The sequence below is a fragment of the Polymorphobacter sp. genome (assembly GCF_048007885.1).
In the GTDB taxonomy this organism is placed as follows: Bacteria; Pseudomonadota; Alphaproteobacteria; order Sphingomonadales; family Sphingomonadaceae; genus Sandarakinorhabdus.
In genome coordinates this window covers 143,957-157,268 of sequence record NZ_CP180346.1, presented here as the reverse complement: position 1 = coordinate 157,268, position 13,312 = coordinate 143,957, and the positions used below count along the sequence as shown (strand labels likewise).

General features: G+C 61.1%; 14 protein-coding genes. 7 read left to right on the top strand and 7 right to left on the bottom strand.

The genetic code is table 11. The annotated features are described in order from the left end of the window. Positions 1 to 6: 6 nt before the first annotated feature. Positions 7 to 522, bottom strand: a complete 516-nt coding sequence (locus tag ACMVO5_RS00675) for a GNAT family N-acetyltransferase (protein ID WP_416908171.1) — start codon at positions 520 to 522, stop codon at positions 7 to 9. Positions 523 to 531: 9 nt separating this feature from the next. Beyond that, positions 532 to 834 (bottom strand): DUF1778 domain-containing protein, encoded by a 303-nt coding sequence (locus ACMVO5_RS00670; RefSeq protein WP_416908170.1) that lies wholly within the window; start codon positions 832 to 834, stop codon positions 532 to 534. 268 nt (positions 835 to 1,102) lie between these two features. On the opposite strand from ACMVO5_RS00670, the gene ACMVO5_RS00665 reads away from it, so the two are divergent. Next, positions 1,103 to 1,345: a hypothetical protein gene (locus tag ACMVO5_RS00665; RefSeq protein WP_416908169.1), complete on the top strand. Its 243-nt coding sequence runs from the start codon at positions 1,103 to 1,105 to the stop codon at positions 1,343 to 1,345. Positions 1,346 to 1,401: 56 nt separating this feature from the next. On the opposite strand, the gene ACMVO5_RS00660 is transcribed toward ACMVO5_RS00665, so the two are convergent. Further along, complete coding sequence (locus ACMVO5_RS00660; RefSeq protein WP_416908168.1) at positions 1,402 to 1,614, bottom strand: hypothetical protein; 213 nt, start codon at positions 1,612 to 1,614, stop codon at positions 1,402 to 1,404. Between the two features lie 126 nt (positions 1,615 to 1,740). On the opposite strand from ACMVO5_RS00660, the gene ACMVO5_RS00655 reads away from it, so the two are divergent. Both ACMVO5_RS00655 and ACMVO5_RS00650 read left to right on the top strand, forming a co-directional pair. Next, on the top strand, positions 1,741 to 1,911 hold the full coding sequence (locus ACMVO5_RS00655; RefSeq protein WP_416908167.1) for a KTSC domain-containing protein: 171 nt from the start codon (positions 1,741 to 1,743) through the stop codon (positions 1,909 to 1,911). 169 nt (positions 1,912 to 2,080) lie between these two features. Next, positions 2,081 to 2,728 carry a hypothetical protein gene (locus tag ACMVO5_RS00650; RefSeq protein ID WP_416908166.1) on the top strand — a complete coding sequence of 216 codons (648 nt, stop codon included), beginning with the start codon at positions 2,081 to 2,083 and terminating at the stop codon, positions 2,726 to 2,728. A 293-nt stretch (positions 2,729 to 3,021) separates the two neighbouring features. On the opposite strand, the gene ACMVO5_RS00645 is transcribed toward ACMVO5_RS00650, so the two are convergent. Continuing rightward, on the bottom strand, positions 3,022 to 4,359 hold the full coding sequence (locus ACMVO5_RS00645; protein ID WP_416908165.1) for a tyrosine-type recombinase/integrase: 1,338 nt from the start codon (positions 4,357 to 4,359) through the stop codon (positions 3,022 to 3,024). Between the two features lie 590 nt (positions 4,360 to 4,949). On the opposite strand from ACMVO5_RS00645, the gene ACMVO5_RS00640 reads away from it, so the two are divergent. Beyond that, positions 4,950 to 5,702 (top strand): SDR family NAD(P)-dependent oxidoreductase, encoded by a 753-nt coding sequence (locus ACMVO5_RS00640; RefSeq protein WP_416908164.1) that lies wholly within the window; start codon positions 4,950 to 4,952, stop codon positions 5,700 to 5,702. A gap of 420 nt (positions 5,703 to 6,122) precedes the next feature. Here ACMVO5_RS00640 and ACMVO5_RS00635 read toward each other — a convergent pair whose 3' ends face one another. The 3 genes from ACMVO5_RS00635 to ACMVO5_RS00625 form a co-directional block, all read right to left on the bottom strand. Beyond that, positions 6,123 to 6,596: a hypothetical protein gene (locus tag ACMVO5_RS00635; protein ID WP_416908163.1), complete on the bottom strand. Its 474-nt coding sequence runs from the start codon at positions 6,594 to 6,596 to the stop codon at positions 6,123 to 6,125. A 331-nt stretch (positions 6,597 to 6,927) separates the two neighbouring features. After that, positions 6,928 to 8,337 (bottom strand): MFS transporter, encoded by a 1,410-nt coding sequence (locus ACMVO5_RS00630; protein WP_416908162.1) that lies wholly within the window; start codon positions 8,335 to 8,337, stop codon positions 6,928 to 6,930. Between the two features lie 48 nt (positions 8,338 to 8,385). Further along, the gene (locus ACMVO5_RS00625) at positions 8,386 to 9,414 is read right to left on the bottom strand and encodes a LysR family transcriptional regulator (protein ID WP_416908161.1); all 1,029 of its coding nucleotides are present in this window, start codon (positions 9,412 to 9,414) and stop codon (positions 8,386 to 8,388) included. Positions 9,415 to 9,612: 198 nt separating this feature from the next. Between ACMVO5_RS00625 and ACMVO5_RS00620 the strand changes: the two genes are divergently transcribed. From ACMVO5_RS00620 to ACMVO5_RS00610, 3 genes are read left to right on the top strand one after another with little or no spacing between them, the layout of a single operon-like run. Next, positions 9,613 to 9,963, top strand: a complete 351-nt coding sequence (locus ACMVO5_RS00620) for a hypothetical protein (RefSeq protein ID WP_416908160.1) — start codon at positions 9,613 to 9,615, stop codon at positions 9,961 to 9,963. Continuing rightward, positions 9,963 to 11,153 (top strand): class I SAM-dependent methyltransferase, encoded by a 1,191-nt coding sequence (locus ACMVO5_RS00615; protein WP_416908159.1) that lies wholly within the window; start codon positions 9,963 to 9,965, stop codon positions 11,151 to 11,153. The genes ACMVO5_RS00620 and ACMVO5_RS00615 overlap by 1 nt, the downstream gene beginning before the upstream one ends. Beyond that, positions 11,150 to 13,312, top strand: coding sequence for a molybdopterin cofactor-binding domain-containing protein (locus ACMVO5_RS00610; protein ID WP_416908158.1), 2,163 nt, complete (start codon positions 11,150 to 11,152; stop codon positions 13,310 to 13,312). The genes ACMVO5_RS00615 and ACMVO5_RS00610 overlap by 4 nt, the downstream gene beginning before the upstream one ends.

Below are 13,312 nucleotides of genomic sequence, written 5' to 3'. Positions count from 1 at the left end.
GCGGGGCTAGCCCTTCGCGGCGCTGGCTTCGAGCGATGCGGCAATGTCGAGAATCGAGCGCGCGAGAACCATCGGATCGTCCTTCGATGGCAAGAACCCGCGCCGCTTCCAGAATTGCGCGGCCTCCTCATCGACCGCGTTGACGATCAGCGCCCGGCCACCGATCAGCGCTGCGCCTTCGACGCAGCGCTGCAAAGCATGTTTGAGCAGGCCGGTGCCGATGCCTTTGCCCCGCCATTGCGCATCGGTCGCCAGTTGGCCCAGCAGCAGGCAGGGCAGAGGATCTGGCGATTGACCGGTGCGGATCGCACGCGGCAGACTGGCGGGGACAACCGCGGTTGGCGCGAGGCCGTAGAAGCCGATCACCTTCCCCGTATCATGAACCACCATGACGGCGGTAAAACCCTTCTTCTGGTTCGACAGCGCACGGGTGCGCAGCCAGTTGTCGAGCGACGGCTTGCCGCACGAGAATGACGTAAGATCATGCGCTTCGCTGAGCGGCTCTGGTGCGGAAATTGGCACGGCGGCAGCCTATTCGGCAGCAGGCTTTGATTCCCAGGGTGCAGGCCGCTTCAGCAGCTCGACCATTTCCGGCACCGGCTTCGCCGGGCGGTCGAGCATGTCGACGAAGGCGGCGAAACCTTCGGGGGACATGCGAATGAGCGTGTTCTCCATGATCACTTCCTCTGCCGTCCGCACCGCTGCATCGCGCATGAATTCCGTGCGTGACCGCCCGCGCAGGCTCGCCGCGCGGTCGATGATCGCAATGTCGGCATCGGCAAGCCGCATCGAAAGCGGATGATCCTTGCGCTGTGTCGAGTGAGCTATGGTCAATCTCCTTGAGGCTGCTCTAGCGCAATGTATCGCATTTTGCAATACGGAGTTGATGCTGATGGCCGGGCTGGGAGGCGGCAGTGCCCTACCCTTCCCATCGGTGTGGCGGTTTCGTTCTGAGCACCCGCACTGGCCGCACGCGGGCGAGGGTCAATGTCCGGCCCGCGCCGGTTCCTTGCAGTCACCCGTGTTGAACATGACCCCGCGCCCTTTGCCGCGCGGCCTCTCTGTCTGGTGCAACGAGCCACCAACACGAAAGGAACATCTCATGGCCCGCACGTCCCAAGCACCCGCACCCGCCACCGCGCCCGAGCCCAAGGCTCCGGATTTCATCGCCTGGCATGTCAGCAATCGCGGCGACAAAGCCTTCTGGACCAAAGTCGGAGCCGCATGGTTCCACCGCGACCGCAAGGGCCTGTCGCTCCAGCTCGAGGTCGTGCCGATCAATGGCCGGATCGTGTTGCGCACGCCGCTCGATGACGAGGCCAAGGAGGTGCAGCCGGGCGCTTAGCGCCCGGCGACGCCGTATACATCACATAACCGGCGCACGACTTTTCTTTCGGTCGTTCAGCCCCCATCAAACGTCTGGCGAATGATCGCATCTTTCTCCTTGATAGCCTTGCGCTTCATTTCGCTGCGGCAGCGTTCCAAATCGGCAATGAGACTGTCAATTGCGAAGTCAATTTCCTCATCTGCCAAGCAGTTCACCGTGAGACGCTTAACCGATGCAGCGACCGCCGCGCCATGAATGCCATATTCAATTTCGAATTTTCCGGGCATCGGCTTGCCTCCATGTTTGCCGCTAAACGCAAGGCGATTGTATAATTTGCAAACACAGCCTTGTGAGGCAATATCCCCGCATCGCCGTAACGGGGGTTCGCAATGCCAACTTTCAATTCCAGCGCCGTGAAGCGCGCCGAGTATAACCACGCGACACGGGAACTCATCATCTGGTTCCCAGAGGGCAAGCCCTACAACTTCTGCAACGTGCCGGAGCATGTGTTCACCGGCCTCTGCAATGCCCTCTCCAAGGGCGAATACTACAACGACCACATTAGGGATCGCTATCCCTGCTAGTCCTCGTTGATCGTCAACCAGCAAGGACCTCAATGCCGTTGGGGCTACTCATTGGGATTGATGCAAGAGCGTCTTTGTCAAACCCACGTTCATGGGCTCTCGTATCGCGAGCCCCGTGGCCTGATGAAATTCAGCCGACAACATAATTGATCAGAATTTGGAGGCGAGCTTGCGCATTCACATAATATTTTCGCTGCTATTTTTATCGGCGGGTTGTTCCGATACGACCTTAGATGACCATCGAGACCTAGCAAAAAAAGAGTTCGCCGAAAATTACAAGAAGGCGATGTGCATGCCGTGGGGCAGAGGCAGGCAGGAAGCATTACGCGATACGATAAATTCAGCTCGAATCGGAATTTTATCTGAAGAATTCGAGGATGGTAGTATTTATGATTGGATGGAGGATGTTGATGAACAGGCTTGTTTGGATTCGGGCTACTATGTTTTTGGTCCGCTCCCCATAGATTTAGAGTATATGGCAGTTGCATGCCCTGCAGTGGAGAAATTAGCAAAAGAACCCAAAGGTACTAGCGAAAATTTAAGTATTGACAGAGCCTTGGCGAATAGGCGCGAACGATGTTCCGAGCTCTTGCCATTGCTAAAGGAGGCTGGCTATGAAATCAGATATAATACGCCCGAATACAAAAGGACAGATTATTTCAGATGCCAGCTAGATGCCGTCCAACCACCAAAATGGATGAACGACCGAGAGGTGCAGGCTATGAAAGTTCGGTCGAAAGCATGGACGGAGCTGTGTAAATTGTTCTCAGAAAACGATTTATCTTTAATTCGCCAGCCTCGCCGGGTCCCTCAATGATCCATTGACATAAGGGGCGGTCAACTGAGTTTGCGCGCGAAGTCATGTTAAGCCATGGGAACCGCCCTGCACCAAATTGCCAAAAATCGACTGGTGGGGCACGTGGATTTTCAGCCTGACGTCAGCTAAGTTGACCGTATCTGATAGCGGCGGTTTGGATGTCGCATCGCAGTATGTGGTAGCAAGAATCCGGAACCAGCTCGAAAAGCCTGAAAAAGTGGCATTTTTGGTCCATGTTGCGCAGACACCCTGCTGGCCGTAGTGCTTCCATGGCTTAGAAGCCCTCCCAACGTTCAAGCCAGTAGCGCCATTTCAAGCTGCGCATCATCACCGGATCGCAGGCGCTCAGCCCTCTCCGCCGCCTCACGTTCGATCATTGCGGCCCAGTCGTGCATCACCTGCTTGCGCCGGTCAAACAGCTCGGACTTGTTGTAAACCCGCATGATCTTCGAGGTGGTTGCGGTGGCGACGTGATTCAGGACGCGATCCACCACTGCAATGTCCGCGCCGAGAACCTCACACGCCAATGTGCTGAACGTGGTTCGAAGATCATGGATGGTCCAGTGCTCCATGTCGACCGGCTCCCGGCCAGCCTTCTTTGCAGCAACAATCCGCCTATCGCGGATGATCCGGTCAAGCCGCCGCTTGGCCTTGGCATAACCGGACACTGACGTATCGCCGGTCATGCTGAAGACGAACGGGCTGTCCTTCGGGCGATCCGACGCGGCCAGCGCTTCTTTGATCAACGACACGGCAAGCGGCGATAGCGGGACTCGAAGTGAGTTCCCGCTCTTGGTTCTGTGACCCGGCAACGTCCAGACGGCGTTATCGGGATCACCATCGGCGGCAAGGTCGAGTTCGGTGACCGGCATCGCGGCCACTTCCTCGCGGCGCATGGGTACCACGATGAGCAAGCGATACAGCTGGCCAAAGGGATATCCGAGCTCTCCCATGGCATTCCAGATTTCCAGCAGCTCATCGAGCGAATGGAAACGGTCGCGGGTGCGCTCCTTGGCGGGCTTCTTGATATTCGCCGCCGGATTGGCCTCCACAATTTCCTGATCGACACACCAGTTCATGAAGGCCTTCACGTACGCCAAGTTGCGGTTCGCAGCCATGGGAGCCTTCTCCGCATGTTTGCGTACGGCATCCACGATGTCGGACCGTGTGATCGATGTGATGTCTTTCGAACTGAATTGCTTCAGCACCCCGGACTTTCCGTCGAGGGCGCGGCGGCATTGCGAGCCGCGCCGCAGTTGCGACAGCTTCAGGCGTTCGTAATCGTCAAGAACATCAGAGAGTTTGCGCTGCATTCGCGCCGCCCGGATTGCTTCGCGCTTCGCCTCTCGCTTCTCCTCGTTGGGATCAACACCTTCGACAACTTCAATGTGCTTGACCCGTGCTGCCTCTCGCGCGTCCGAAAGGCCCATGCCCGGCCAGGCTCCCAGTTTGATCCGGGTGCGCTTGCCATTGCGCAATCGGGTACAAAGGAGCCATGTGGCCGAACGCTCTCCGGCCCGGATGCGCAACCCCGCAACGCGATCATCAGCGAGCTCCAACTGCTTGCCTTTGACCGTTCGAGCCCGTGTGATCAGTGTCTCGATTGCCTGCCTGTTAAGCGGTTTCACCATAATTCGCGCCAATGCCTTTTCGCTATAGGCTCCATATAGGCTCCACTTTGCGGAAGGACAACGCTCGTCAAAATCGCACCCTGGTGAACAAAATTTGACAGGAAGCGACGACTAATATCGACGTTATATCATAATATTAGTCGGCATATCTCCGACCGTTTCTAGACAAATTTGAACAGCTCTGAACATCCCAAAAATGGCCCCCTGATCAAACTCTTAATCAGCGGGTCCCAGGTTCGAGCCCTGGTGCGTCCACCAAAAACCCCTAATAAAACAACTTATTAGCCGCCTATTCGATTTGCTCGGCTTCACCTTGTTGGCGCTGGGCAACAGATTGGGCAACATTGCCGAACCAGCCAAAGTTTTTTGAAGCGCCGGTTTCCACACGGTCGCGCCGCCAGTGCGCAGATCGGCATTGCATCGATTCTAAGCATCCGATATTAGATAATGCGCGCATTTCGGCATTCGCGATGGGCTTCAAGTAAAGCACTGTTAATTCGCGCCGATGAGCCCTTGCTGACCGAAATGATCCTTGTTTGAGCACATATGGCCAAGCTGGCAACACGGCTGAAAAGCCCGGGAGATGTCGAATGTCTGACATGACAGATAAAGTTGCCTTTGTGACCGGCGCTGCGAGCGGCATTGGTCGCGCGTCAGCAATTGCTCTGGCCGGTGCCGGGGCCAGCGTGATGATCATGGATCTGGACGAAAAGGGTCTGCTGGAGACCGCCGGACTGATCGAAAGAAAAGGCGGGTCTGTTGCGGTGAGCGTTGGCAATGTCGCGCGGCGGGCGGACGTCGATGGTGCAGTGAAGGCGGCTGTTGAACGCTTCGGTGGACTGCACGTTGCCCATAACAATGCTGGCATCGTGGGGGCGGGGGCCGCGTTTGTCGGCTACCCCGAAGAGGAATTTCGCAGGGTGCAGGACGTCAATCTCATGGGCGTGTTCAATTGCATGCAGGCGCAATTGCCGCATATGTTGCACGGGGGTGGCGGTGCGATCGTCAATACGGCGTCTGTGGTTGGGCGGACGGCGCTACCTGAAATTTGCGCTTATGTAACCTCAAAGCACGCGGTCATTGGTCTGACAAAGGCGGTTGCGATCGAATACGCGTCCCGCGGTATCAGGGTCAATTCCATCAGCCCCGGCTACGTCATCACAAACATGACCGAGACGTCTTTTACGCAGGAAACCCGGGACGCTTTCATCGCGATGCACCCAATCGGGCGAGGCAGTTCGCCGGAAGAAGTGGCCAACCTCGCGCTGTGGCTATTGTCAGACAAGGCGAGCTTTCTCGTCGGCGCCGATGTTCCAATCGATGGCGGCTACACAGTCACCTGAAGCCGCGCAGCATCGAGATCAACATCTCAAGACATACAAGCGAGGACCATGAAAGCCGCCGTCAGCGCCGCCAGCGGGCTTTGGCTTGGCGGGAGGCGCTAATGGCCTCGACAAGCTCAGGGGGCTTTCTGATTCGACTTTGGGGCTTACTGCCCATCAGCATCGCGCGCGCGTGAGAGGCCGCGTATCATACAGGCAACACGACTAGGTGTATTGGTCGGGCAATACGCTGGCAAAAACTGTAGTAGCGTTAAATAGGCATACCACCGCCGGTTTCCAGATAAACGACGCATGAAGTTTTTGCCCGCCACCGCGGGCGACATGGACAGCAGGGGGCTGGACCGCGTATATACGCTTATAATCTAACGATGCGCGTGCGTTAGGGTGTCAAGAAACTAGGTTCCAACGTCACTACTCAGCCTAGTCCTTCGCCGCGCAAAACGACTTAGCAGAAGCGGCAATATCAATTTCGCCCGCATCTAGGGCTGCGTCTATAGCTGCGTCACACCATCCAATGTTGAGGTAGTCAGAGACGGTGGTTTGCACCCTGTTCCGTTTAGCAATCGCGTTCCTCTTTTCGTTCTCGGCTTGATTCACCGCCGCTTGCTCCCTTTGCGCCGCTGCGCGGGATTCGGCCAACTGTTGCTGTCTCTGCTCAATTTCCAGCTGTTCCATCTGTCGTTGCCGCGCCTCTGCCTGCCCCCTTTGAAAAGATTCCATGAAGTTTGGCACTAGGACTGGGGGATATTGATTTGCCTGCCAGTTCGAGCCGTTGTCGCTGTCGCAAACGACGTTCAACCCGACATTGTAACAAGTCGTTCGACTTTGAGAAAACGATGGCGAAGCAAGCCCAAGCGTTGAGACGCCGACGATTAATGCATGCCTGATAGTCATCTCTCCGCTCCCGACCCGCGCAGCGCCTATTATTCATCTTATCGGAGTAGGGTAACTGGAGTCCCGCGCTCGCGTAAAGGCTTTCAATAACTCGGCAGCCAGCCAGTCGCGATAAAGCATGCCGCCCCCGCCCCCCTAGGACGCCAACCGCCGCGCCGTCGCGCCCAAGTTCTCCGTCCACCCCGCCCGCTTGCCAGTGACGCGCCCGCCCTCGCTGTAAAGGATGCGGCCCCGGCGATCGGGTCCTAGGTTCGAGCCCTAGTGCGTCCACCATTTTCCCGATCTTCATTGTAACTGCCTTGGTCCCGAGGGCATCATCGCTGCCGGGCGATCAGGGCCTGGGCCGGCTTCCTGATGCCTTGGTCGTGTCGAGTGTGCGCTTGTCGAGGCGGTAGAACAGCATGATGATGAAGCTGGCTGTCAGCAGGATGGCCGGGAAGACGGCGCTGCCGGCATAAAGGGCGCGGATGGCTTCGGGCGCCTGCTCGACGAGTTGGCCCCGGGTGGTGGCGACATAGCCGGAGGCGGAGAGATAGACGCCCATCAGGCCGGCGCCGATGGCGAAGCCGGCCTTTTCGATGATCGCATAGACGCTGGAATAGATGCCGTCGCGGCGACGGCCGTTCTGGGCGGCGTCGTTGTCCATGACGTCAGGGAGCATGGCGAGGCTCATCAGGATCATGCCGCCCGCACCCAGACCCTGAAGGCTGGCCCGGCCCAGCAGGCCGACCGGCCCGATGCTGGCGTCTGCGGCCAGCCAGCTGAGCATCACCAGCGCGTAGAGACCGATGGCGAACAGATAGCAGTTCCGCTTGCCGAAACGGCGGCCCGCGGCCAACCAGAGCGGCATGGAGACGGCCATGGTCAGGTTTTGCGCGAGACCGAACTCAGCCTGACCTTCATAGCCGATGCGCAGCACGTTGAGCTTGAACAGAAGGCCGGTGCTGATGTTGCAGGAGAGCGAGATATATTGGAGCGTCTTGGCGCTGAGCAGCAGGATGGCGGGCCTGTTTGACCAGATCTGACCGATGGCGACGAGGAACCCGACGCGCGCGGGGGCGCCAGCGACTTCGTCCTGCAACGGCGTTTCGGCCGCGCCGCCGACCGTGAAGGTCGTGAACAGCATGCTGACGATGATGATCGTGCCGAGCACGCCGCCCATCAGCTGATAGCCACCAGCCCCGCCGTCACCCATCTTGACCAAGGTGGCCGCCCCGGCGATCGCGGTCAGCTGGCCGGCGGCGCTGAAGAATGTGCGCCACGACATCAGCCGCGTGCGATCATCATAATCGTTCGCCAGCCTTGGCGCCATCGCGACATAGGGCACGTTGAACATGGAATAGGCGGTCGAATAGCCGACAAGGAGGGCTGCTATGGCGATGATCAACCATGTCTGATCCTCGATGCTGACGCTGAACAGCAGGATGAAACCGAGGCCGGACCCGAGGCCGCCGATGAGCATCAGCCGGCGGCGGGTGCCGCTGTTGGCGCTGGCCCGGTCGATGCGGCTGCCGACGAAGAGATCGACGATGATGTCGTAGAGCTTGGAGCCGGTGAGCAACAAGCCGGCGAGCGCTGGGGTCTGGCCGAGCACGGTGCTCATGAAGGCCGGAAAATAGGTGGAGACGGTATTGAGCAGGATGGCCAGCGCGATGGTGCCGACCCCGTAGTTGAAGCAGGTCGAATGGGTGAGGCCCGCCTCCCCGCTGCGCGGTGCTGCTATTGCGACGCCTTGCGACATGATGTTCCCCAAGCCCTGTCACAATCACAGAGCTTCCTCGCTGGCAAGCTAGATGAGGTCGCCCCGCTGCACCATAGGCCATGCAACTTGATGCGAAAAGCGCATGCATAAACTCGTTTCACGCATACATTTTGCGCGGTCTTGCGGGGCCTCTTGCGAATGCGGCTCACCAAGGCATAGCTGGCGAAACACATCCGAAAGGCTGCGGACCGCGGGCGGCGTGTTGCGCATCTTGCGCGTCAGCAGGCCGACGTCATGCTCGAACTCGAGCTCGGGGATATCGAGCGCGACCATGTCGCCGGCTGACTGTTCGTCGCGCATCAGATGTTCGGGGATGAGCAGCAGCAGGCCCAGGCGGCGGGCGCTGGCCTTGCAGAACTGAATGGACGCACTGTTGATGCTCTGGACGGGCACCTTCAGTTCTCTGCGGATGAAGGCATCCTCAAACCGATAGGAGAGCGACAGCTGATAGGGGACGACCCAGCGCGAGGCGGCGACGTCGGCAAGGCTGCGCCGGCCCGTGGAGGCCAGCGGGTGTGCGGCTGGCGCATAGGCCCTTGAGCGCGCGCGCATCAGGGTCTCGAACTTGATGTCAGGGTCGGCACGCCCGCGCTTCACCTGCATGGGCAGATAGGATTGGCAGAAGGCAAGATCGATCTCGCAGCGCTTGAGCTGAATGGTCAGGTCTTCCAGCGTTGCGGTCGAGACCCGGCAATTGATGCCAGGGTAGCGCTCGACCATGGCCGCGACGGCATCGGGCACGATCCAGTTGAGAAAATTGGGCGACACGCCGATTTTCACCTGCGCATCGGACAGCCCTTGCATCAACTTCAACGCCTCGACCCCCCGGTCCAGTTCGGCGATGATCGAGCGGGCATGATCGAGGAAGGTCTCGCCAAACGGCGTCGGGCGGGCCCCGCGCCGGTCCCGCTCCAGGAGTTCGCAGCCCAGTTCCTGTTCCAGCTTCTGGAGGCTGCGGGTGAGGGCCGACTGGGTGATACCGAGATCCTGCGCCGCGCCGCCGATGCTGCCGCGCCGCAGCACTTCGATGAAGTAGCGAAGATGGTTGATGTTCAAGGCCTGCTCCCGGTCGCCACATTTCAGTTTACGCAGGTTTCATGCGTAAAGCGCATGGATTTTTCTGATTGTTTCGGTGGCACCTCGCGGCTTGGGCCGATAGTCTCACGCAATGGTTCCATTGCCTCTCTGTCTGCGCCGGTCAGGGGCTGTGTGCGCATCCCGTCTGACCTTGGGCAAAGGCGCGGGGCGTTTGCCATGACCGCCGATGAGAAGTCCCGGTTTGCCAAGGGGCCGGAGTTCCGCATCGACGACGACGGGGTGAGTGCGCAACTGCTGGCGGCGGTGACGGCCTTGACCGCTGAAGTGGCCATATTGCGCGACCGTGTCGATGCGCATGAGCGGCTGTCAAAGGCGCAAGGTGGCTTCGGCCCTGAGGAGGTCGATCGCTTCGAGGCCGACGGCGCTGCGCAGGAGGCCCGGCAGTCCGTGCGGCAGCGCCTGATCGGCAATGTCTTCCGGGTCTTTCTTGATCGCGGGGCAGCAAGGAAGACGCGGATTCCGACTGGGCAATATGAAGACTTTGTCGGCACGCTGGAGAAGGATTGATGTCGGTGGCGACCCAGCCCATGCCGAAGCCCCCTGCGGCGAAGATCCATGACATGCTCGCTGATGCCAGTCATGACGAGGTGGCGGCAGAAAACTTCGTGGTCGATCTGAAGGCGTTTCTTCAGCAGCAGGTCGAGCCGGTGATCGCCGCGCGGCTGACGGAAGAGGTGGTGCCGGCGCTGGAGCGCGAGGGGGCGAAGGTCGACCATGTCTCCGCCCGACGGCGGCTCGAGACAATGCCGGACTATCAGGCCTGGGTGGTGCTGGCTCGCACGGCGCAGGATCTGATGTGGGACTATGTCGGTGCCTGTGTTGACCGGCAGATCGATACGCTGGTGGAGAAGGCACGCGTGACGTCGCCGCGCGGGTCATTGCGCCTCGACCCGACGCTGGAGGTGCCGCGCTATCTCTCGGCCATCGACACGCACCGGATGCCGGGCAGCTATTTCGCGGAATACAGGCCCGATGATGTTCGGCAGGGCGCGGTGTTCGAGCGGGCCGCCGTGACCTATCACCGGGGGCGCAACGGCAGCCAGATGAACGACCTGCGCGGCCACACCGTGATGGCGCACCTTTTCGAAGTCTATCCCGATGTGGCGCCCGACGCTGTGCTGGAAATCGGCTGCACGATCGGCAACAGCATTTGCGCGGTTGCCGGCTATCTTCCGGACAGCGAGATTCATGGCATCGATATCGGCGCACCGGTGCTGCGCTATGCCCATGCCCGCGCCGAAGCGCTGGGCCAGACGGTGCATTTCAGCCAGCAAAACGGCGAGGCGACCGATTTTCCCGACGCCAGCTTCGATCTCATCTATTCCTGCGCGATGCTCCATGAAACGTCGCATCGCGCGGTGCGCAATATCACCCGTGAAACCTGGCGGCTGCTCAAGCCGGGCGGCGTGGTGATCCATCTCGAAGTGCCCGCGCGCTATGAGGACATTACGCTGTGGCGGCAGGTGCGGGCTGATTTCGAGGTCATGCACAATAGCGAGCCGTTCTGGCGCGGGGCGTGCAAGACCGACTTTGCCGCCGTTCATGCCGAGGCCGGCTTCACCGACATTCATTGCGGCTATCAGAAGACGGCGCACAAGGCCGCGCGCGGCGCGGCACCGGGCTTCAGCCGAGAGGCCGGGCCGGCCTATGTGTGCTGGTATATCGCGTCGGCGCGCAAGCCGAAGGTGGCCGAATGAGGGGGCAGGAGCCGATGCTGTCACGGCGCGCCCTGTTGCAGCTGGTGGGGGGCAGCGGGCTTTGCCTGGCAGCAAAGCCTGCGCTTCTGGCCGAAGAGACGGCAGCTGGCAGCAGCGGGACGTTCAGCGTCTATCTGTCGATCCGGCCCGATGGCAGGATCGAGATCAGCACGCCCAATGCCGAAATGGGCCAAGGGACCTATGACGCGCTGGCCAAGATCGTGGCCGAGGAACTGGATGCTGACTGGGCCCATGTCGACATCATCTTGTCGGGCGCCAACCCGGACATGGCCAACCCGCATCTGCGCAGCCAGACGACGGGCAACAGCGAGGCGGTGCGGGGCTATTGGCCGATCCTGCGCGAGACCGGGGCGGCAGCGCGGATAATGCTGGTGGCCGCCGCCGCCGCGCGCTGGGGGGTGAGCCCGGACGACTGCACCACGGCGGCCAGCCTTGTCCGGCATGGCAGCAAGTCTTTGGCCTATGGCGAACTGGCCGGGGATGCGGTGCGACTTCCGATTCCCGTGAAGCCGGCGCTGAAGCCGCGTGCCGACTGGACGCTGCTTGGCCGCGACCTGCCGCGCAAGGAAACGGCGGCCAAGGTGCGAGGCAGTGCCGTCTTTGGCATCGATGTCCGGATGCCGGGCATGATGGTGGCGGCGCTGGCCATGCCGGACGCGGCCTGGGGCGATTTCGATGCCGACGGCCTTGAGGCCGCGCGGGCGGCGCCGGGTGTGCGCACTGTGGCGCCGGTGCTCGGTGGCCATGCCGTGATCGCGCCCGACTTCTGGACCGCGCAGACAGCGGCACGCCTGATCAGCTATGCGCCCAAATCAGCCGAAGCCGCCCTGCCCTCGTCGGATGCGCTGGAAGGGCGCATCGCCGAGGCGCTTGCCGATGACAGCGCGCCTGCCGTGCTGTTTTCCGGTGTGGGCGGCGGCACGCAACTTGAGGGCTCGCGCGCGGCCGTGGCGGCGGCGGCCGACGGCGCCCGCCTGTTCGATGCGCGCTACACCGTGCCGTGGCTGGCGCATGGGGCGCTGGAGCCGCTGGCCTGCACGGCGTTGTTTGAGGGCAATGCGCTGCGTGTCTGGGTGCCGAGCCAGGCGCCCAAGGCGGTGGCCGACATGGCGGCGCGGCTGACCGGGCTGAAGGCCGAGCAGATCAACATTCATCGCACCTTCCTTGGGGGCGGCTTCGGGCGGAAATGGAACACCGATTTCGCCCAGCAGGCGATCGAGGCCGCCATGGCGGTGCCCGGCACGCCGGTGAAGGTGATCTGGAACCGCCAACAGGACGGTGGCCATGATTTCTATCGCCCGGCGGTTCATGGCAGTGTGCGCGCCTCGCTCGACGATGGCGGGCGGATCACCAGCTGGTCCAATGTCGTGGCCGGGCAATCGCTGACCCGGCGCTGGCAGCCCTATATGAAGGCCGATGCGCCGGACAACACGCTGCAGAAGCCGCTGCCTTATGCGGTCGGTGCGGTGCATCTGGAATCGCGGGCGGTCGATCTGCCGGTGCCGATCGGCTGGTGGCGCTCGGTGGCGCATGCGCCGACCTGCTTTTTCATCGAGACCGCGATGGACGAGATGGCAGCGCTGACCGGCAACGACCCGCTGGCCTACCGGTTACAGCATCTGGACGATGCGCGCGCCCGCGCCGTTCTGATCGCGCTCGGCAAGGTGATGGACTGGCCTCAGCCCAAGCAGCCGGGCATGGGCCAAGGGATCGCCCTTTCGGCGGGCTATGAAAGCTGGTGCGCCATTGGCGTCAGCGTGCGACTGACGGACAATGCACTGACCATCGAGCGCATTGCTGCGGTTGTCGACTGCGGTCTGGCGCTGGAGCCCGAGAATGTCCGGCGGCAGATCATTGGCGGGATCGTGTTCGGTCTTGGCGCGGCGCTTGATGGCAAGGTGTCGTTCAGCGAGGGGCAGGCGAGCGTTTCGGGCATTGTCGATCTGGGCGCGCTTTCGCCCGCCGGCATGCCGGAGATCATGGTCGAACTGATTGGCGATCATGATGCACCCGGCGGGGTTGGCGAAGTTGGCACGCCGGGCATTGCGCCGGCGCTTTGCAATGCCATTGCAGCCGCGGGCGGCGCGCGGCTGCGGGCGCTGCCGGTGAGCGCCGCCGGCATCAGCGTGACGGTCTAG

Excerpts from the sequence above, each read along its gene's own strand:
- ACMVO5_RS00645 (WP_416908165.1), bottom strand. The coding sequence starts at position 4,359 with ATGGTGAAACCGCTTAACAGGCAGGCAATCGAGACACTGATCACACGG.
- ACMVO5_RS00610 (WP_416908158.1), top strand. The coding sequence starts at position 11,150 with ATGAGGGGGCAGGAGCCGATGCTGTCACGGCGCGCCCTGTTGCAGCTG.
- ACMVO5_RS00630 (WP_416908162.1), bottom strand. The coding sequence starts at position 8,337 with ATGTCGCAAGGCGTCGCAATAGCAGCACCGCGCAGCGGGGAGGCGGGC.
- ACMVO5_RS00640 (WP_416908164.1), top strand. The coding sequence starts at position 4,950 with ATGTCTGACATGACAGATAAAGTTGCCTTTGTGACCGGCGCTGCGAGC.
- ACMVO5_RS00660 (WP_416908168.1), bottom strand. The coding sequence starts at position 1,614 with ATGCCCGGAAAATTCGAAATTGAATATGGCATTCATGGCGCGGCGGTC.
- ACMVO5_RS00635 (WP_416908163.1), bottom strand. The coding sequence starts at position 6,596 with ATGACTATCAGGCATGCATTAATCGTCGGCGTCTCAACGCTTGGGCTT.
- ACMVO5_RS00620 (WP_416908160.1), top strand. The coding sequence starts at position 9,613 with ATGACCGCCGATGAGAAGTCCCGGTTTGCCAAGGGGCCGGAGTTCCGC.
- ACMVO5_RS00615 (WP_416908159.1), top strand. The coding sequence starts at position 9,963 with ATGTCGGTGGCGACCCAGCCCATGCCGAAGCCCCCTGCGGCGAAGATC.
- ACMVO5_RS00665 (WP_416908169.1), top strand. The coding sequence starts at position 1,103 with ATGGCCCGCACGTCCCAAGCACCCGCACCCGCCACCGCGCCCGAGCCC.